21 protein-coding genes, 1 pseudogene and 1 other annotated feature are annotated in these 17,877 nt (G+C 42.7%); of the genes and pseudogenes, 18 read left to right on the top strand and 4 right to left on the bottom strand.

From position 1 onward, the window contains the following. Positions 1–19 precede the first annotated feature (19 nt). The 3 genes from ytaF (at position 20) to ACIROD_RS06565 (ending at position 2,473) form a co-directional block, all read left to right on the top strand. Positions 20–652, top strand: coding sequence for a sporulation membrane protein YtaF (gene ytaF / locus ACIROD_RS06575; protein WP_101222895.1), 633 nt, complete (start codon positions 20–22; stop codon positions 650–652). A gap of 24 nt (positions 653–676) precedes the next feature. Then, a complete protein-coding gene (gene coaE, locus ACIROD_RS06570) occupies positions 677–1,276 on the top strand; it encodes a dephospho-CoA kinase (protein ID WP_402938872.1) in 600 nt (199 codons plus the stop codon). 159 nt (positions 1,277–1,435) lie between these two features. Next, a complete protein-coding gene (locus ACIROD_RS06565; RefSeq protein WP_230176759.1) occupies positions 1,436–2,473 on the top strand; it encodes a glyceraldehyde-3-phosphate dehydrogenase in 1,038 nt (345 codons plus the stop codon). Positions 2,474–2,584: 111 nt separating this feature from the next. Here the strand turns inward: ACIROD_RS06565 and ACIROD_RS06560 are convergent. Continuing rightward, positions 2,585–2,815 (bottom strand): annotated as a pseudogene (locus ACIROD_RS06560) (IS5/IS1182 family transposase); the annotation flags it as partial. Between the two features lie 565 nt (positions 2,816–3,380). Between ACIROD_RS06560 and speD the strand changes: the two are divergent. The 13 genes from speD to ACIROD_RS06495 all read left to right on the top strand — a co-directional run bounded on the left by speD (position 3,381) and on the right by ACIROD_RS06495 (position 13,488). After that, positions 3,381–3,761, top strand: coding sequence for an adenosylmethionine decarboxylase (gene speD / locus ACIROD_RS06555; RefSeq protein ID WP_034311443.1), 381 nt, complete (start codon positions 3,381–3,383; stop codon positions 3,759–3,761). Positions 3,762–4,031: 270 nt separating this feature from the next. After that, positions 4,032–4,493: a transcriptional regulator NrdR gene (gene nrdR / locus ACIROD_RS06550; protein ID WP_057911467.1), complete on the top strand. Its 462-nt coding sequence runs from the start codon at positions 4,032–4,034 to the stop codon at positions 4,491–4,493. Positions 4,494–4,551: 58 nt separating this feature from the next. Then, a complete protein-coding gene (locus ACIROD_RS06545; protein ID WP_230176760.1) occupies positions 4,552–5,970 on the top strand; it encodes a replication initiation and membrane attachment family protein in 1,419 nt (472 codons plus the stop codon). After that, positions 5,957–6,895: a primosomal protein DnaI gene (gene dnaI, locus ACIROD_RS06540; protein ID WP_101222887.1), complete on the top strand. Its 939-nt coding sequence runs from the start codon at positions 5,957–5,959 to the stop codon at positions 6,893–6,895. Before ACIROD_RS06545 ends, dnaI begins: the two co-directional genes overlap by 14 nt. Before the next feature lie 121 nt (positions 6,896–7,016). After that, positions 7,017–7,877: a sporulation protein YtxC gene (gene ytxC, locus ACIROD_RS06535; protein ID WP_402938868.1), complete on the top strand. Its 861-nt coding sequence runs from the start codon at positions 7,017–7,019 to the stop codon at positions 7,875–7,877. Positions 7,878–8,266: 389 nt separating this feature from the next. Further along, positions 8,267–10,198, top strand: a complete 1,932-nt coding sequence (gene thrS / locus ACIROD_RS06530) for a threonine--tRNA ligase (RefSeq protein ID WP_101222884.1) — start codon at positions 8,267–8,269, stop codon at positions 10,196–10,198. Between the two features lie 106 nt (positions 10,199–10,304). Then, a complete protein-coding gene (locus tag ACIROD_RS06525) occupies positions 10,305–10,475 on the top strand; it encodes a hypothetical protein (RefSeq protein WP_157831018.1) in 171 nt (56 codons plus the stop codon). A gap of 53 nt (positions 10,476–10,528) precedes the next feature. Further along, positions 10,529–11,023 carry a GNAT family N-acetyltransferase gene (locus tag ACIROD_RS06520; protein WP_230176763.1) on the top strand — a complete coding sequence of 165 codons (495 nt, stop codon included), beginning with the start codon at positions 10,529–10,531 and terminating at the stop codon, positions 11,021–11,023. Positions 11,024–11,148: 125 nt separating this feature from the next. Further along, positions 11,149–11,285 (top strand) — a sequence feature (ribosomal protein L20 leader region). Positions 11,286–11,383: 98 nt separating this feature from the next. Further along, the gene (infC, locus tag ACIROD_RS06515; RefSeq protein ID WP_034309072.1) at positions 11,384–11,884 is read left to right on the top strand and encodes a translation initiation factor IF-3; all 501 of its coding nucleotides are present in this window, start codon (positions 11,384–11,386) and stop codon (positions 11,882–11,884) included. 34 nt (positions 11,885–11,918) lie between these two features. After that, positions 11,919–12,119 carry a 50S ribosomal protein L35 gene (gene rpmI / locus ACIROD_RS06510; RefSeq protein WP_034309070.1) on the top strand — a complete coding sequence of 67 codons (201 nt, stop codon included), beginning with the start codon at positions 11,919–11,921 and terminating at the stop codon, positions 12,117–12,119. 35 nt (positions 12,120–12,154) lie between these two features. Beyond that, complete coding sequence (rplT, locus tag ACIROD_RS06505) at positions 12,155–12,514, top strand: 50S ribosomal protein L20 (RefSeq protein WP_034309067.1); 360 nt, start codon at positions 12,155–12,157, stop codon at positions 12,512–12,514. A gap of 68 nt (positions 12,515–12,582) precedes the next feature. Then, positions 12,583–12,858 carry a DUF1294 domain-containing protein gene (locus ACIROD_RS06500; RefSeq protein WP_101222879.1) on the top strand — a complete coding sequence of 92 codons (276 nt, stop codon included), beginning with the start codon at positions 12,583–12,585 and terminating at the stop codon, positions 12,856–12,858. Positions 12,859–12,918: 60 nt separating this feature from the next. Then, a complete protein-coding gene (locus ACIROD_RS06495; RefSeq protein WP_063232748.1) occupies positions 12,919–13,488 on the top strand; it encodes a TVP38/TMEM64 family protein in 570 nt (189 codons plus the stop codon). 54 nt (positions 13,489–13,542) lie between these two features. On the opposite strand, the gene ACIROD_RS06490 is transcribed toward ACIROD_RS06495, so the two are convergent. Then, on the bottom strand, positions 13,543–13,923 hold the full coding sequence (locus ACIROD_RS06490; protein WP_101222875.1) for a sigma-w pathway protein ysdB: 381 nt from the start codon (positions 13,921–13,923) through the stop codon (positions 13,543–13,545). Positions 13,924–14,025: 102 nt separating this feature from the next. On the opposite strand from ACIROD_RS06490, the gene ACIROD_RS06485 reads away from it, so the two are divergent. Next, positions 14,026–14,520, top strand: coding sequence for a dUTP diphosphatase (locus ACIROD_RS06485; protein ID WP_402938864.1), 495 nt, complete (start codon positions 14,026–14,028; stop codon positions 14,518–14,520). Positions 14,521–14,584: 64 nt separating this feature from the next. Beyond that, on the top strand, positions 14,585–15,670 hold the full coding sequence (locus tag ACIROD_RS06480) for a M42 family metallopeptidase (protein ID WP_101222873.1): 1,086 nt from the start codon (positions 14,585–14,587) through the stop codon (positions 15,668–15,670). A 63-nt stretch (positions 15,671–15,733) separates the two neighbouring features. On the opposite strand, the gene ACIROD_RS06475 is transcribed toward ACIROD_RS06480, so the two are convergent. Both ACIROD_RS06475 and ACIROD_RS06470 read right to left on the bottom strand, forming a co-directional pair. Then, on the bottom strand, positions 15,734–16,438 hold the full coding sequence (locus ACIROD_RS06475) for a LutC/YkgG family protein (RefSeq protein ID WP_402940125.1): 705 nt from the start codon (positions 16,436–16,438) through the stop codon (positions 15,734–15,736). Continuing rightward, entirely contained in the window at positions 16,432–17,862 is a 1,431-nt protein-coding gene (locus tag ACIROD_RS06470) for a LutB/LldF family L-lactate oxidation iron-sulfur protein (RefSeq protein WP_230176764.1), read from the bottom strand. The genes ACIROD_RS06475 and ACIROD_RS06470 overlap by 7 nt, the downstream gene beginning before the upstream one ends. Positions 17,863–17,877: the final 15 nt, after the last annotated feature.

The following is a 17,877-nucleotide window of genomic DNA, read 5'->3' as shown; positions in this document are numbered from 1 at the left end:
GGGAAGGAGTAATATTCCGATGTGGCTACAAATTATTTTTCTTGCTTTTGCAGTTAGTATTGACGGATTTGGCGTAGGTTTGACATTCGGTATGCGGAAGATGAAAATCCCCTTAAGGTCAATAGCGGTCATCTCATTTTGCTCTGCATTGAGTTTAGGTATAGCGATGGTCATCGGACAATTCATCAGTCAGCTCATATCTATCGGGGCGGCTGAAAAAACGGGTGGCATCATCCTCATTTTTCTTGGTGCCTGGATGGTATACCAGTATTTTAAGCCTGAAAAAGAACTGAAAGATGATAGATATCATGAAAAGATCATCTTTAATTTTGAAATTAAATCACTTGGGGTAGTCATTAATATTTTACAAAAACCATTGAATGCCGATTTTGATAAATCAGGCACGATTACTGGAGTTGAAGCGCTTGTTCTCGGGTTTGCACTTTCGCTGGATGCTTTCGGGGCCGGAGTTGGAGCGGCTATGATCGGCATTTCACCGATTATTCTCGCAGGGTGCATCGCTGTTATGAGTTCGATTTTCATTTGGAGCGGAATTCAAAGCGGGAAATTACTTTCAAATAATAAAGTTGTCCAGCATTTGACCTTTCTTCCAGGTGTACTATTGATTATCATCGGTATATTCAAGTTATGATACATGGTTTAAAAGGGGGAGCTTATGGGACAAATCATCGGAATCACCGGAGGCATCGCCAGTGGGAAAAGCAGCGTCAGCCTCTATTTACAGGAACTCGGATTCACGATTGTAGATGCAGATCTGGCTTCCCGTGCTGTCGTTGAGCCAGGTGAAGAAGCCTACCATCAAATTGTGAAGGCGTTTGGTGAAGAGATATTATTGACGGATCGGAATATAGATCGCGTAAAGCTTGGGTCGATCATATTTCATGATCAAGAAAAGAGATTGCTATTGAATAGCATCGTGCATCCTGCCGTCAGGAGTTGGATGCTTCTCAAAACGGAAGCGGCACTATCATCAGGTGAAGAAACGGTGTTCATGGATATTCCGCTTCTATTTGAAAGCAAGCTGACATTCATGGTGGATAAGACGCTATTGGTCTATGTGGATGAGGAAGTTCAATTGCAGCGATTAATGAACAGGAATGGTCTTTCGGAGACTGATGCACTTGCCAGGATCAATTCGCAAATGCCCTTGGCCGATAAAAAGGCTTTAGCGGATGCCGTCATCGATAATAATGGGGACATTAATGAAACGAAGCGGCAAGTGAAGTCCATACTTAGCGAATGGTATGTCATATAATTATGATAAAAAGAAGAAACCGCCCGGTTTCTTCTTTTTATGTTGAAAAAATAAGAACAATCCGCATTTTTATTAGCACAATTCCTCTGAATTATGTTATACTAATTACATGTGAAAGGTAATAAGTATAACACTAATATTTTCTGGAGGGTCCGAACAATGAATTCAAGAATAGCGATTAACGGATTTGGGAGAATTGGAAGAATGGTTTTCCGAAAAGCCATATTAGATGAGAGTTTGGACATTGTTGCCATTAATGCAAGCTATCCAGCTGAAACTTTAGCACACTTACTAAAATATGATACGATACATGGTAAATTCGACGGTATCATTATAGCTGAAGATGATTCACTAATAGTGAATGGCCGCCGAGTAAAACTAATAAATAACCGCGATCCAAAGCTATTGCCTTGGAAAGAGATGAACATAGATATTGTAATTGAAGCCACTGGCAAATTCAATGATCGTTCTAAAGCAGCTCTTCATTTAGAAGCAGGAGCAAAAAGAGTTATATTATCAGCGCCGGGTAAAAATGAAGACGTTACCATTGTAATGGGAGTAAATGAGGAAGTGCTGGAAATTGACAAGCATTTCGTCATATCCAATGCATCTTGTACAACGAACTGCCTTGGACCGGTTGCAAAAGTGCTTGATGAAAAATTCGGCATAAACAACGGTTTAATGACAACGATACATTCTTATACTAATGATCAAAATAATATCGATAACCCGCACAAAGACTTGAGACGTGCCCGTGCCGCTGCGGAAAGCATGATTCCTACGACTACAGGAGCTGCAAAAGCCATCTCACTAGTGTTGCCGCAATTAAAAGGCAAGCTTCATGGAATGGCGATACGTGTACCGACACCTAACGTATCTTTAGTCGATCTTGTTGTGGATTTAAACCGTGATGTCACGATTGATGAAGTGAACCAAGCCTTCATCGATGCTTCAGAAAATGAACTCAAAGGTATCATGGAATTCACGATGGAACCTTTAGTTTCCAGTGATTTCAAAACGAATCCACACTCTGCAATCATCGATGGGTTGACGACGATGATGATCGGGGACAGGAAAGTGAAAGTCCTTGCATGGTATGATAATGAGTGGGGTTACTCCAACCGGGTAGTGGACCTAGTGAAATTGGTTGGCTCCGAGTTGAAAAAAACTTCCGAAGTCGAATTATCAGTAAAATAAAATGAAAAAAAACGAGCCTGCTAAATTTTTTTAGCGGGCTATTTTTGATTTTTTATCGGATTTGAAGCAGTTATAGAGAATGGTGACCTAACGCATACCATACTTTTCTTTTGCATCTGCTCCTGGTTTTCCAACTTTCTCAATCACTAGTTCAACCAGAAGCTCTAAGATATGATTATCATGCGTATTTCCGGGTGTTACTATCGTCCCTAACACAAATCCATTGCGTATGATGCCGAATGAAACGAATAGGCAAACTTATTTTGTTCGTTCATCATTCACATAATAGTAGCTACTCTCAGTATCAGTTGAACTGCCCTTAATCTCCTTGGTTTCTTCCTTAAATAGACTGTAGGTAAAAGAGTTCTATCTTACTGTTAAAACAAAGTTGATTGGAGCGGGTGTTCGAGACTCTTGCGGGGAAAGTGCGTCCAAGGGAGACCCACAGGCGCTATGGCGCCGAGGAGGCTCCCGGACCGCCCGCGGAAAGCGAGTGCCCTACGTTCCAATCAACGGCCTAATATACTGTAGACAAACTCAATTATTGAGTTTGTCTACAGTCAGAGCCTGCTGAATTTTTTTAGGGGGCTATTTTTCATGCAGTGATCCATGAATTCCCGGCTGTTTTATGGCGCTGAATAAACCGAAGACGGAATTTGCTCCACATTTGAACCTTCGCTATATCCCCATTACATATAAAGTTTATCTTTCCAAAAATTCAATTTGGAGTTGCAAAAAAAATTCAAACCATATATACTATGAATCGTGAACTTCTTCAATAGCGGTTTGCATGATGGCTACTTAAAGGGTTAGGACCTCTTTGGACTAACTTTCCCCCGTGGTAGTTATCAGAACTTATTTTTAAATCATGGTAAGGGGGAAGCTTAATATGGAAACAGCTTACACTATGGAAACTATGGGTAGACACGTCATTTCTGAACTTTGGGGTTGTGACTTTGAAAAACTGAACAATATCGATTTAATTGAAAAGATTTTTGTTGATGCTGCTTTGAAATCAGGTGCAGAGGTACGAGAAGTTGCCTTTCACAAATTTGCTCCACAAGGAGTCAGCGGGGTTGTCATCATTTCTGAATCACACTTAACGATTCACAGTTTTCCAGAACACGGCTATGCGAGCATTGATGTCTATACATGCGGTAACTTGGATCCGAATATTGCGGCAGATTATATTGCAGAAGCTTTGAATGCGCAAACACGTGAAAACATAGAATTACCACGTGGATTAGGTCCTGTACAAATGAAAAAAGCCAATATAAGTGCCCTATAAAAAACACGTATACACAGAGATGCCATGGGTGCATCTCTTTTTTAATGCAATCAATCGGCAGTCTGCTTCCCTTTATAGGGGAGGATGCCCTTGCAGCATAAAGACTTTGACAACGGTGCTTCAACGGCCGAACAAAAAGTGCCTGCTGCCGGAAGTTACACTTTTTACTTGTACTGGCCGTTCCATTTAATATAAGATTAAGATAGAGAAGTAATTCCTTGGGGAACATTTAGATAGGGGAGTCCTACATAAAATACGGAGCTGATAATGATGAAATGCCCATCATGTCAATATAACGGAACAAGAGTGCTCGATTCCAGGCCAGTCGATGAAAGTAAATCGATTCGACGACGCCGTGAATGTGAGGCATGTGGTTTTCGATTCACGACATTTGAAAAGGTGGAGGAAACACCGCTTATTGTAGTGAAAAAGGGCGGGACGCGGGAAGAGTTCAGTCGTGATAAAATCCTGCGTGGCTTAATCAGGGCTTGCGAAAAACGCCCGGTTCCCTTGAAAGAACTAGAGCAAATTACCAGTTATGTAGAAAAAGAACTACGCAACCAGGGCATATCGGAAGTGAAAAGCGACAATGTCGGCGAGATGGTGATGGACAAGCTGGCAGAAGTCGATGAGGTTGCCTATGTAAGGTTCGCATCCGTCTATCGACAATTTAAAGACATCAATGTCTTTATCGATGAATTGAAAGATTTGATAAATAAAGAAAGAAAGTAGAGCTGAAGATTCACTTTGGCTCTTTTTTCACTACATCTTTTGAAAGGTTTGAATGGAGATGTCAAAGCATTGGCAAGAATTGCTCCCAGCTGATTCATATTTGGTCTCATCTGCGGGGCTGCTTCATGACTATGATCGGAAAATACTTACCCGACTATATCAACCTCTTATTGGACCTATATGCATTAGCCTATATATGACGTTATGGAGTGAGTTGGAGGAGAACAGGCTATGGTCGGAAACCTCCTCACATTATCAATTAATGAATACCATCGGCCTTAAGTTAGCTGATATTTACGAAGCCCGGCTTTTACTTGAGGGAATCGGTCTGTTGAATGTATATAAGAAATCGAAAAATGAAACGAAGGAATTCATCTATGAGTTAAACCCGCCGCTTTCCCCCCAGCAGTTTTTCACGGATGGAATGCTGAATATTTACTTATACAAAAAAATCGGTAAAGCGCAATTCAACCGGTTAAAGAGATTCTTTTGTGATGACCATATCTTAACCGATCAATATGAAGGTGTGACTAAATCTTTTGCGGAAGTATTCTCATCAGATCATTTGGACTCTTTATATGTAACGGATGAAGCGAAAAATGAATGGCAGCCGATGCCTGAACAGCAATACATCGATCGGACGGAAGGCGTCGAGCCATCGGGGTTTGATGACTTATTTGATTTCGACCTTTTATTTGCCGGGATAAAATCCTCGATCGTACCGAAAAAGGCATTTACTCCGAAAATAAAAAATACGATTGCCAAACTTGCTTTTTTATATGGCATCGATCCGCTTGAAATGCAAAAACTAGTAATGGATGCCGTTTCATTGGATGATGAGATCGATGAGGAAGTGCTCAGAAAGGCGGCAAGGGACTGGTATCAAATTGAACGACAGGCCGATATGCCTTCCCTTGTCAATCGGGTGCAGCCGATTCGTGAACGGACGCAAAAAGAGGAACCGAAAACACAGGAACAAGAGTTAATCCGCCATTTGGAGACGATTTCCCCAAGGGAGCGGCTGATGCAATTGTCTGGCGGTGCAGAGCCATCAAGCGGTGATTTGAAAGTCGTTGAGGGCGTGATGATCAATCAAAAGCTGAATCCGGGTGTCGTCAATGTCTTGATTGAATATGTCATGCTCAAAACGGATATGAAGTTCACGAAGGGCTATGTCGAAAAGCTGGCAGGCCATTGGGCACGACTGAAGGTCTCCACGGTGGTCGAGGCGATGGAGCTGGCTAAAAATGAACATAGGAAATATCAGGACTGGGCTCAAGGAAGCAGGAATGCTGCGAAGGGCGGCCGGAAAAAGGCGATACGTGAAGAAGTGGTTCCGGAGTGGCTTGAGAAAAAAGAAGAAGCACAGCAGGAGCAGAATGCAGATCAGCCTGAATTGGATGCCCAGAAACGCGAGCTTCTGGAGAAATGGAAGCAGTGGAAAGCAGGAGGTGAAATGAACGATGGAAAAGATTAATAGGTCTCTTAATAAATTGGCGAATACAAATCAATTTCAACAGCGTTATGAAAAGCTGAAGCAGGAGATTTTTGAAAACGAACAAGTGCGGTTATTTATGAATGCCAACAGCTCGACGGTCACGAAGGAAATGATTGATAAAAACTTGGGGAAGCTTTATGAGTTCACTTCACAAAGCAATAAGTGTGATAAATGTCCGAGCTTGGATGGCTGCATCAATATGATGCAGGGGTATTATCCCAAATTGGTGGTTCAAGGGAAAGCCCTGAACCTGCATTATGAAGTCTGCCCGCGGAAATTGGCAGAGGATGAAAAGCGGAAACGGGAAAAGTTGATCCGCAGCCTGTATGTACCGAAGGATATTTTAAAGGCGAGCATTGAAGACTTTACCCAAACGGATAATGAAAACAAACGCTTGTCTGTCTTAAGTAAAGCGATGTCGTTCATTATGGAATATGAGCCAGGTAAAAGGCAAAAAGGCTTATATATTTATGGGAAATTCGGCGTTGGGAAAACGTACTTATTAGGTGCGATTGCCAATGAACTTGCAAAAAGGCAAATTTCCTCCCTTATTGTCTATGTACCTGACTACTTGAGGGAACTTAAGGGATCGATAGGTGATAATACGGTCAATGAAAAAATTGAAATGGTGAAAACGGCACCTGTCCTCATGCTTGATGATATTGGAGCGGAGTCCATGACGAGCTGGGGACGCGATGAGGTTTTTGGTCCGATTTTACAATTCAGGATGCTGGAAAACCTGCCAACGTTTTTCACTTCGAATTTTGACTTGAATGGCCTGGAGAACCACCTGACCTTTTCACAGCGTGGTGAGAAGGAAGAAGTGAAGGCGGCCAGGGTACTGGAAAGAATTCAATATTTAGCTGAGCCGGTCAAGCTTGATGGCATGAATCGGAGAAGATGAAGAAAAGTGGTCTCTTAATGGAGGTCACTTTTTTCATCATACAAGGCTCATCCTACTTCTAAACACGTCCCCATCCCCATATACATGAAAAAAGAAGCAAGGGGGAAGGGGGGATGTCGTAGTGCAAATTTCGTTTCAAAACGATTCAGAGGCATTGAAATTACTGAATTTCGTTTCTGTCCATCCACTGGGGGCAGAATTTCAAGCATATATTCGATTTCTTCCGCAACAAGGCATGTATGTGGATATGACGGAGTCTTCAGGTGATGAATGGCTAATTCTGCTTCGTGATGCATTTCATTCTTTTTTATTGGAAGAAAAGACGCTTCCTGTTCTGGAGCAAATAATAGTCGGTAAATTTTTTTATAGGGAACGGGAAGAAATTGAAGCCATCATTGAAATTGCATCATCAATCATCGAGGTGGAAAGAGCCAGGAGTCAAGATGAAGCATTCAGTATGGAGAAACGATTGATTGAGGAGGGACTTCAAAGCATCTTGGCTGGAAAGGTATCTTTTTCATTCGATTCTTTTACGACCTTCCGTTTGAAATCATTTCAGCACACGTTGGAAAAGTTTGTCGTCAAGGCGATTGATGAATACAAGCTGGAACAGGACTATCAAAATTTCATTGCTACGCTCCGTGATTGCCTTCAAGGGCAGGAGTCGAAATTAAGAAAGCTTCACCTGGTCAACCGGGATGGTTTTCATTTCTATGATCAGAAGTTCAGCAAGCTCGACCGCCCAAAAATCAATAGTATGATCGACAGGAGGCTTCTTGCCAAAAGTTCACTATTTCTCGATACGGTGATACTTGCCCCGCTTTTATCGATTGCTCCTGAAAACTTGTGTATCTATACCGATGACAAGGATGAGGGGCTGATCCAGACCATTTCAAGGATTTTCGAAGAACGGGCCACTATCCTGCCACTTTCGTCATTTTCTATGCATTTGAATGATCTTTCGTGGAAAAAAGAAAATTAACCTTGATTTTCACCGTATAACAAATTATAATTTCCTACATACTATTAAAAAACTAAAAGTTATGATGAGGACAAGGGTATTCTAGTCGCCGATTATCAGAGAGGGGAGCCAACAGGCTGTAAGCTTCCTATTCGCATGGAACACTTACCACCTTTAAACTTCGGCTCGGAAAGCAGGCATCCTGTGAATATGAGCTGACGGGAAGCTGCCGTTACCAAGTTACAAGTGCCATTTTGCCGTGAAAAGCAAGCTGGAACGAGGGTGGAACCGCGGGTTAATGATATTTATTACTAAGCTCGTCCCTGTTTTATACAGGGACGGGCTTTTTTGTGTTGTAATGGAATCAAATACCCGTAATTTGTTCGAACAATAAGAAGGAGTGAAACTCAATGTCAGAATTACTGAAAATATCTTTTCCTGACGGAGCGGTTAAGGAGTTTGCTAAAGGCACAACAACTGAAGACATCGCTGCATCCATCAGTCCTGGTTTAAGGAAAAAATCCATTGCCGGAAAATTCAATGGTGAATTATATGATTTGAAACGGCCGATTGAACAAGATGGTTCAATCGAAATCGTCACACAGGACACAGCGGATGCTCTTGAAGTATTGCGTCACAGTACAGCGCACTTGATGGCACAGGCGATCAAACGTTTGTACAAAAACGCTAAATTCGGCGTAGGTCCAGTCATCGAGGGCGGCTTTTACTATGATATGGATCTGGAGGAATCATTGACTCCCGAAGACCTTCCATTGATTGAAAAAGAAATGAAGAAAATCGTCAACGAGAACTTAGAAATTTCCCGCATCGAAGTAAGTCGTGATGAAGCGATTTCCCGTTTTAAAGAAATAGGCGACGAGTATAAATTGGAGTTGATCGATGCAATTCCTGCCGATCAGCAGGTAACGCTTTATGAGCAGGGTGAATTTTTTGACCTTTGTCGTGGAATTCATGTTCCATCAACTGGGAAAATCAAAGAATTCAAGCTATTGAGCATCGCTGGAGCATACTGGAGAGGCGATAGCAAAAACAAAATGCTGCAACGCATTTACGGTACGGCTTTCTATAAAAAAGAAGATTTGGCCGAACACCTGCGTTTCCTTGAAGAAGCAAAGGAACGTGACCATCGTAAAATCGGTAAAGAATTGAACTTGTTCATGAGCTCACAGAAAGTGGGGCAAGGGCTGCCGATGTGGTTGCCAAAAGGAGCGACCATCCGCCGGACAATCGAAAGGTATATCGTGGACAAGGAAGAACGGTTGGGTTATGACCATGTCTACACACCTGTAATGGGTAGCGTGGACCTTTATAAAACTTCTGGACACTGGGATCATTACCAGGACGGCATGTTCCCTGTCATGGAGATGGAAAACGAACAGCTTGTCCTGCGTCCGATGAACTGCCCGCATCACATGATGGTCTATAAAAACAGCATCCACAGCTACCGGGAACTGCCAATCCGGATTGCCGAGCTAGGCTTGATGCACCGCTATGAAATGTCAGGTGCCCTTTCAGGCCTTCAGCGTGTACGTGGGATGACATTGAATGATGCACACATTTTTGTCCGCCCCGACCAAATCAAAGAAGAGTTCAAGCGCGTTGTGAACCTGGTTCTGGAAGTATATAAAGATTTCGATATCAAGGATTATTCATTCCGTCTGTCATATCGCGATCCGCAGGATACAGAAAAATACTTCGATGATGATGATATGTGGGAAAAAGCGCAAAGCATGTTAAAAGGCGCGATGGATGAACTTGGTCTGGATTACTTTGAAGCGGAAGGTGAGGCGGCATTCTACGGTCCTAAGCTTGATGTTCAGGTACGTACTGCTTTAGGGAAAGATGAAACGCTTTCCACTGTTCAGCTTGATTTCTTGCTTCCTGAACGTTTTGATCTTAATTACGTCGGTGAGGACGGCAAGCAGCATCGTCCGGTTGTTATCCACCGCGGTGTCGTTTCCACAATGGAACGTTTTGTCGCTTATTTGATCGAAGAATACAAGGGGGCATTCCCGACTTGGCTTGCACCTATCCAAGCACAAGTGATCCCGGTCTCACCTGAGGTGCACTTGGATTATGCGAAAGAAGTACAGGAAAAACTTAAGGCGCAAGGCATTCGTGTCGATCTGGATACACGTGACGAGAAAATCGGTTACAAAATCCGTGAAGCGCAAATGCAAAAAATCCCGTACATGCTGGTTGTTGGAGACAACGAAGCCAAAGAAGGCAGCGTGAATGTACGTAAGTACGGTGAACAAAAATCCGAAACGATCGCTTTTGAAGATTTCGTTTCAGCGATTAAGGCTGAAGTAAGCCGTTAACATCAAAAAGAGGGGCACATATAGTTGTGTCCCTCTTTTTAATTATGGCATGATAAAATGAAACCATCATGTGAAAATATGTACAGCAATGAAAAGGAGGGGCAGCATGAAAAAGAAATTTACTTATCTATTCGGACCGACATTCCTTGTCATCATCATCTTATTGTTATTGGATGGTTATCGACAATATGCCATCGTCCCGGTCCTGTTATTTTGGATAGCCCTATTTTCTTGGGACGCCATTGAGAAAAAGAAAAAGGCGAAAGAAAACTCTTAACATTTGAAGGCTTCTGTCAGTATGGACTGTAACCAAAGGGGGAGTGGGGATAAATGGAGATTAGAAAGGCTTCAAGGGAAGACGCGGATAACTTGGCTGCTCTGTTCAATCATGTTGAAGATTCCGGGTATATGCTGTTCAACCCTGGAGAAAGAAAAGCGACAGCGAAACAAATGGAGAAGCAAATGGAGCAAATCGAAAAAAATCCCCTTTCCGTTTTCCTCGTTGCTGCTAGCGGCCATGAACTGTATGGTTACCTGATCTTATTGGGCAATCAAATGGGCCGAACGAGGCATTCAGCCAAAATCGTCATCGGCATCAATGAAACTGACCGGGGAAAAGGCATTGGTACGAAGCTATTTCAAAAAATGGAGGAGCATGCACGGACAAACGGAATCCGGCGCCTGGAATTGTCCGTGATTGCAAACAACGCCCCTGCGCTTTCCTTATATCGAAAGATGGGTTTTGAAAAGGAAGGAATAAAGCGGGAATCATTGTTTTTTGATGGGAAGTATCATGATGAATATTTTTTGTCCAAATTACTTTAAAAAACGTATTGTCAAATAACTGAATGTCTGATAATATTAATTTTGTTGTGAAAAACGAATAAATTAGCATTTGACAAGTCATCAGTGTTTATGATATATTTCTAAAGTGAATTGAATACGTGTTTGATGAAAAGAAGAAGCACCCGCTTCTCACCTGGTTGACGCAAACAATGCAGTTAACAGGTCATGATTTGATTATTTGGATCTTTCTGAATGAGTCTATCAGTGTGGGTGCAGCATGCATCCACACTTTTTTATTATGATTATATCCTGTAAGCGAGTTGTGAGCGTGACCGAATTTATTCAAATATTCGTATTCGCCAATATCTTTGGAGGTGGCTAACTATTAGTAAAGACGCGATGGTAAACGAGGGCATCCGAGCCCGTGAAGTTCGTCTTATTGACCAAAACGGAGAACAACTTGGAATTAAAACGAAATTCGAAGCATTGGAAATTGCCGCTCGTGTAAATCTTGATCTAGTTTTAGTTGCTGCAAATGCAAAGCCTCCGGTAGCCCGGATCATGGACTACGGAAAACACCGCTTCGAGCAGCAAAAGAAAGACAAGGAAGCACGTAAAAATCAAAAAGTCATCAGTCTGAAAGAGGTTCGTTTGAGCCCGACGATTGAAGAACACGATTTCAATACGAAGCTTCGCAACGGTATTAAATTCCTTGAAAAAGGCGATAAAGTAAAAGCTTCTATCCGATTCAAAGGACGTGCCATTACGCATAAGGAAATTGGTCAACGTGTACTCGTTCGTTTTTCTGAAGCATGTAAAGAAGTGGCTACAATCGAGCAACACCCAAAAATGGACGGGCGCAGCATGTTCATTATCTTAGCACCGAAAAACGAAAAGTAATTGTAAAGTAATTTGTAATGAGGAGGAATACCTTATGCCTAAAATGAAAACTCACCGCGGATCTGCTAAACGTTTCAAAAAGACTGGATCCGGCAAACTTAAGCGTTCTAACGCTTACACAAGCCATTTATTTGCTAACAAATCTACTAAGCAAAAGCGTAAGCTTCGCAAAGCTAGCCTTGTAAGCAAAGGTGACTTCAAACGTATTCGTCATATGCTAGACAACATTAAATAAGTTCGATTTATCGAGTTAAATAGGAGGGAAATAACATGCCACGTGTAAAAGGCGGTACTGTTACTCGCAAACGTCGTAAAAAGGTAATAAAATTAGCTAAAGGTTACTATGGCGCGAAACATATTCTTTTCAAAGTAGCTAACCAACAAGTAATGAAGTCAGGAAACTATGCTTTCCGTGACCGTCGTCAAAAGAAACGTGATTTCCGCAAACTTTGGATCACTCGTATCAACGCTGCAGCACGCATCAACGGTCTTTCTTACAGCCGTTTAATGCATGGTCTAAAGCTTGCTGGTATCGAAGTGAACCGCAAAATGCTTGCTGATCTTGCTGTTGCTGACGAACAAGCTTTTGCTCAATTAGCAACTGCTGCTAAACAACAATTAGACAAATAAGTCTGACTGATACAGCCACTCTCTTTTCAAGAGGGTGGCTTTTTACATATTTAAAGGAGGGAATAAGGATGCAAGGAGTATGGTTCATTGCTGCTTATATGATCATCACAAACATCATCGGGTTTGCCTTAATGGGAATCGACAAAAGGAAAGCGCGTAATGGGGAGTACCGGATCAGTGAAAAGACACTTTGGTTTTGGGCGGTCATAGGCGGAGGGACTGGGTCCTTTTTGGGGATGAAGCAATTCCGCCATAAGACGAAGCATGCCGCTTTTAAGTGGGGCCTGCCGATATTGATGATTCTTCAGATAGGCTTATTGATTAAGATATTCATTCAATTGTAATATGTAGCCGCTATAATGTATATGCTTGTAGAAGCAGCAAAGAGTAGCTGGAGGGAGAGCATGAATGATAAACTGACACTTGTGATGAGCTACGTTCAATCAGGAAGCGTGTTTGCACCGTTAATTTTTATCACTTTTCATTTATTAAGGCAATTTTTATTCATTCCCGTCATTGTGGTTTGCATGTCTGGAGGAGTATTATTCGGGGCAGCTTTTGGAACCATCTATTCGGTAATCGGTTTGACGTTGTCCAGTATGGCCTTTTATTTCGTGATAGGCAAATTTCCGAAAACAAAGGATAGGCTGCTGCGACTTAAGAATAAGCTTTTTGGAAACCGAAAGCTAAACAGCCGGCAAATTGCAGTACTGAGGCTAATACCATTCATTCACTTTTACTTGCTGTCGCTTTGCTTATTGGAATCCAATAAAGGGCTGAAAAATTATTTTTATCTATCCTTCATGACTAATCTCCCTGTAGCATTCGTATATACGGTTTTTGGCCACTATATTTCAGATTTCAGTCCAACCCTGATCGTCATCATTTTATTATCCTTAACCTTATTGCTCTATTTATTGAGAGAGAAGCAGACGGTCGTTCCCTGGAAGGAATTTTTTCGTTCAGATGATTAATATAGAGCCTTGAGTACATTTTTCTCAAGGCTCTTCATTACGTGTGATTTTTTTTCATTTTTGTAAAAATTCCTTAACAGGGCTTTTCCAATCAATAACGGCATCCGGATATTGTTTTTTTATGGCTTCCTCGATTTTTAAAAAGTCATTTCGCTTCAAGCCTTTTAGGCCGGCCACTTTCTTGGGCCATATGAAGATGGAGATGACCTCAAAGGAGCGTTCCGTCGTCCCTAGATACTTTTCCCCTTCAAACATCACCCCGTTGTACGTCAATAAAAAATTCTTTCGTATATTGGCTGTATCGTCGAGCAGAAAGAACTTTTTCTGTTCATGTGCCAGCTCTAATTTTCTTTTCGGATTAAATAGATATTTGATGACTGTATATATTAAGAAAATGATGAGAGCCAAAAGAATGAACCGCATGATCAATACCATGGAGCTACCTCCTTAAACAGAGTGATTCCCTTCATTTACGTATGGGTTTTTAATAAGTTTCATTTATTTGATATAATTTAGGGGAAGACAAGGAAAGAAGTGATGAAAATGAACATAGGTAAATTAATGGAAATGCAGGCAGCTTTGGATGAGCATATACAATCAAAGCATGAATTGGGTTCTGAAGACTTGGTGGAACGGAAGATACTTGCTCTTTTAGTGGAGCTTGGTGAGCTAGCCAATGAAACGAGATGTTTTAAATTCTGGAGTCTTAAAGGCCCCTCTGATAAAGAAACGATTTTGGCTGAATACGTGGATGGCATTCATTTCATTTTGTCACTCGGGATCGAACGGGGATTTGTACCGAAAGTTCCATCTGGCCCAACCATGCATCAGGAGGATTTGACTGTTCAATTTACTGCTATTTACGGCTACATCAGTGAATTTCGCACACAGTTGACAGAGTCATCTTTCCAAAGGGTATTTGCTGCGTATTTACATTTAGGGGAGTTGCTTGGATTTTCGGCAATGGATGTGGAAAAAGCGTATGTAAGCAAAAATGAAGTGAATTACGAAAGGCAAAAGCAAGGCTACTGATTGTTTATGTAATCGATTGTCTGTATAATTATTCTTGTAATGTAAGTTATAGGGAGGTAAAAGAATGGCTCAATTGGATGAAACGTTAAAGATGCTTCGGGACTTAACGGATGCTAAAGGCATTGCAGGAAATGAAAGTGAAGTAAGAAAAGTGATGACCGAATACATAACACCATTTGCGGATGAAATATCGACAGATGGCCTGGGGAGTTTGATTGCCAAGAAAACGGGAGATGAAAACGGACCGAAAATCGTCGTTACCGGGCATATGGACGAAGTCGGTTTCATGATCACCCAAATTGATGATAAAGGATTTTTGCGTTTTCAGCCGGTAGGGGGCTGGTGGTCACAGGTAATGCTGGCCCAGCGCGTGACGATCGTTACAGGTAAAGGTGATATAACTGGCATTATCGGTTCCAAGCCGCCACATATCCTGTCAGCCGATGCAAGGAAGAAGCCGATTGATATTAAAGATATGTTTATTGATATTGGTGCATCCAGCAAAAAAGAGGTTAAGGAATGGGGCGTCAAGCCAGGGGATATGGTTGTGCCATATTTTGAATTCACGGTCATGAATAATGAAAAGATGCTTCTCGCCAAAGCCTGGGACAATCGAATTGGCTGTGCAATCGCCATTGATGTGCTTAAACAGCTGAAAGAAAGCGACCATCCTAATGTAGTATATGGAATTGGCGCAGTGCAAGAAGAGGTCGGCCTGCGTGGCTCCAAAACATCCACATTCAAAATTCAGCCGGATATCGGCTTTGCCGTCGATGTCGGCATTGCTGGTGATACACCGGGGGTTTCCGAAAAAGAAGCGATGAGTAAGATGGGGGAAGGCCCGCAAATCGTCATCTATGATTCATCGATGGTGGCACATAAGGGATTGCGCGATTTCGTCACCGACACGGCTGATGAAATGAATATTCCTTATCAATATGAATCGATTCCAGGCGGCGGGACGGATGCCGGCTCCATCCATTTAACGGCAAATGGTGTTCCCGCTCTGGCGATCACGATTGCCACACGCTACATTCATTCACACGCAGCAATGCTTCACAGGGATGATTATGAGAATGCAGTTAAGCTCATTGTCGAAGTGATTAAACGCCTCGATCGCGAAGCGGTTGATCGGATCATTTACGAATAATATAGTGAAAGTTAAAAATGGAGAGGCCTAATTTAGGTCCTCTCCATTTTCTATTTCTTATTTCTACTTATCTTCGACGATTATATAGACCGCTTTGATGGGGCCATGGACTCCGACGACAAGGTCCATTTCGATATCAGCAGAGTTGCTCGGGCCTGTTATGAAATTGATGCAGGAAGGAACGACCTCGCCCCGTTTAACTTTTGAACGGATGGCCGCAGCAGCCTGGGTCATTCGCGGTACGATGGTGCTTTTTGGAATGATGGAAACATGGCAAGAAGGAAGGAAGCTGATGGAACGGCCGTGATCCTTGTCGCTGAACAAGACGACGGTCGCTGATTCTGCTAATGTCATCTCACTGAATGTGATTCCGATGTTAGCACTTTCGGCTTTTTCGATATTTTCTTTGCCGGCTTGGTGATCCCATATATGGACATCTTTTTCCTTTAAGATACCCTCTAACCCATAGTCGGAAAACCGATCGTCCTTAGGGATGATCAAGGGTCCGTTTCCAAGCTCCTCGATCACCTGTGTTAAACAATGCATCACTTTCTTGGAGTCGGTAACGTGAAATTGAGTATGCACCCGTTTACATTGCTCCTCCAATTCCGCGACAAGCTCATTTGGTGTCGCATGTATCAAAACTTCTTTTTGGGGGGCGTGCTTCCATTCCGGAACGGAGATGCCTTCCGTAATAGGACCCCTTCCCAGGTTTTTTGCTATATTGTTTAAAAATGTCCCTTCATTATGGATGGTTCCATTCATGATGGTTTCCCTCCTTTTTCCCGATTTTTGAACCAGTCCCGAAAGCTCTCTTTCCCTGGAGCAGGGAACTCGCGGCTTTCTGTCCAAGTTTTGAGCGGTCCCGGTCCTTTCGAGATGATATCCCCCGTTTTAAAAGGGGACATCGCTGATGGTGCGATTTTGGAGCCGAATTTATAAAGCATAGGCGATGCCGCACCAATTCCGAAGGCCTTCATGGCCATCTTTTCTGAAAACGGCGCCATTTTTTCCTTTTCAACGATGACTTCCCGATGCTTCCTCAGTAAATCATGGAGAGGAATCTTTACCGGACAGGCATCTGTACAGGCGGCACAAAGAGTGGAGGCATATGGAAGTTCCTTGAAATCATCATATCCTCCGAGTAAAGGTGAAAGCACAGCACCGATTGGTCCGGGGTATATTGAACCATATGAATGACCGCCAACCTGGCGATAGACAGGGCAGACATTTATACAGGCAGCACAGCGAATGCATTGAAGAACGGATTGAAACTCAGTTCCCAAGATGGAGGAGCGTCCATTATCCACGATCACAAGGTGAAACTCCTCGGGTCCGTCTACATCACCTTCATCACGCGGACCGGTAAGTGCGGTGATGTAACTGGTCAATCTTTGGCCGACAGCGCTTCTTGTCAATAAGCTGACAAGGACTTCGAATTCATCGAATGTAGGTACAAGCCGTTCCATTCCCATCACGGTGATTTGCGTTTTTGGGAGGGCGGTGACCAAATCTGCATTTCCTTCATTCGTCACCAGTCCGATCGAGCCCGTTTCCGCAATCGCGAAATTACAGCCGGTAATGCCCACATCGGCGCTTAAGAAATCTTTCCGCAGAATGCCCCGGACATGGGCGGTAAGCTCTTCCGGCTTTTCAGTTTGCGTATATGCAAGCTTTTCTTTAAAAACATCCCTAATCTGCTCCTTATTTTTATGGAGAGCAGGTGCGACGATATGGGAAGGGGGATCATGATCATCCACTTGTAAAATGTATTCACCAAGGTCCGTTTCAACGACATCGAGGCCAACTGCCTCAAGAGTGGCATTCAAATTGATCTCTTCCGTGACCATCGATTTGGATTTCACGACCTTTTTGGCATTCTTTTTTACAATAACATCCTTGATGTAACCGCTTGCTTCTTCAGCCGTTTGAGCGAAGAAGACATGACCGCCTCTTTTCGAAACATTTTCTGCGAGCTGGTGCAAATAGAAATCAAGGTTACTAAGCACATGCTGCCTGATTTCTTCCCCAAGGGAACGCCAATCCTCCCAGCTTCCCAATTCATCAACGGCAGTCAGCCGCCGTCCGTGTAATCGTTCTTGGGCACTCGATACGGCCAATCGCATAAAATCATTATGTATTCCTTCATCCACCCGGTCTTTAAACTTGGCAGAGCTGGTTTTCATAGCCATAATTTTTTCCCCTCC

The sequence above is a fragment of the Peribacillus sp. NPDC101481 genome, from assembly GCF_044767165.1.
Lineage (GTDB): Bacteria > Bacillota > Bacilli > Bacillales > DSM-1321 > Peribacillus.
This window is presented reverse-complemented; position numbering and strand designations above follow the sequence as displayed.

Bases quoted from the DNA above. Each gene is read 5' to 3' on its own strand.
- ytaF (WP_101222895.1), top strand. From the start codon at position 20: ATGTGGCTACAAATTATTTTTCTTGCTTTTGCAGTTAGTATTGACGGA.
- coaE (WP_402938872.1), top strand. From the start codon at position 677: ATGGGACAAATCATCGGAATCACCGGAGGCATCGCCAGTGGGAAAAGC.
- ACIROD_RS06565 (WP_230176759.1), top strand. From the start codon at position 1,436: ATGAATTCAAGAATAGCGATTAACGGATTTGGGAGAATTGGAAGAATG.
- speD (WP_034311443.1), top strand. From the start codon at position 3,381: ATGGAAACTATGGGTAGACACGTCATTTCTGAACTTTGGGGTTGTGAC.
- nrdR (WP_057911467.1), top strand. From the start codon at position 4,032: ATGAAATGCCCATCATGTCAATATAACGGAACAAGAGTGCTCGATTCC.
- ACIROD_RS06545 (WP_230176760.1), top strand. From the start codon at position 4,552: ATGTCAAAGCATTGGCAAGAATTGCTCCCAGCTGATTCATATTTGGTC.
- dnaI (WP_101222887.1), top strand. From the start codon at position 5,957: ATGGAAAAGATTAATAGGTCTCTTAATAAATTGGCGAATACAAATCAA.
- thrS (WP_101222884.1), top strand. From the start codon at position 8,267: ATGTCAGAATTACTGAAAATATCTTTTCCTGACGGAGCGGTTAAGGAG.
- ACIROD_RS06525 (WP_157831018.1), top strand. From the start codon at position 10,305: ATGAAAAAGAAATTTACTTATCTATTCGGACCGACATTCCTTGTCATC.
- ACIROD_RS06520 (WP_230176763.1), top strand. From the start codon at position 10,529: ATGGAGATTAGAAAGGCTTCAAGGGAAGACGCGGATAACTTGGCTGCT.
- infC (WP_034309072.1), top strand. From the start codon at position 11,384: ATGGTAAACGAGGGCATCCGAGCCCGTGAAGTTCGTCTTATTGACCAA.
- rpmI (WP_034309070.1), top strand. From the start codon at position 11,919: ATGCCTAAAATGAAAACTCACCGCGGATCTGCTAAACGTTTCAAAAAG.
- rplT (WP_034309067.1), top strand. From the start codon at position 12,155: ATGCCACGTGTAAAAGGCGGTACTGTTACTCGCAAACGTCGTAAAAAG.
- ACIROD_RS06500 (WP_101222879.1), top strand. From the start codon at position 12,583: ATGCAAGGAGTATGGTTCATTGCTGCTTATATGATCATCACAAACATC.
- ACIROD_RS06495 (WP_063232748.1), top strand. From the start codon at position 12,919: ATGAATGATAAACTGACACTTGTGATGAGCTACGTTCAATCAGGAAGC.
- ACIROD_RS06490 (WP_101222875.1), bottom strand. From the start codon at position 13,923: ATGGTATTGATCATGCGGTTCATTCTTTTGGCTCTCATCATTTTCTTA.
- ACIROD_RS06485 (WP_402938864.1), top strand. From the start codon at position 14,026: ATGAAAATGAACATAGGTAAATTAATGGAAATGCAGGCAGCTTTGGAT.
- ACIROD_RS06480 (WP_101222873.1), top strand. From the start codon at position 14,585: ATGGCTCAATTGGATGAAACGTTAAAGATGCTTCGGGACTTAACGGAT.
- ACIROD_RS06470 (WP_230176764.1), bottom strand. From the start codon at position 17,862: ATGGCTATGAAAACCAGCTCTGCCAAGTTTAAAGACCGGGTGGATGAA.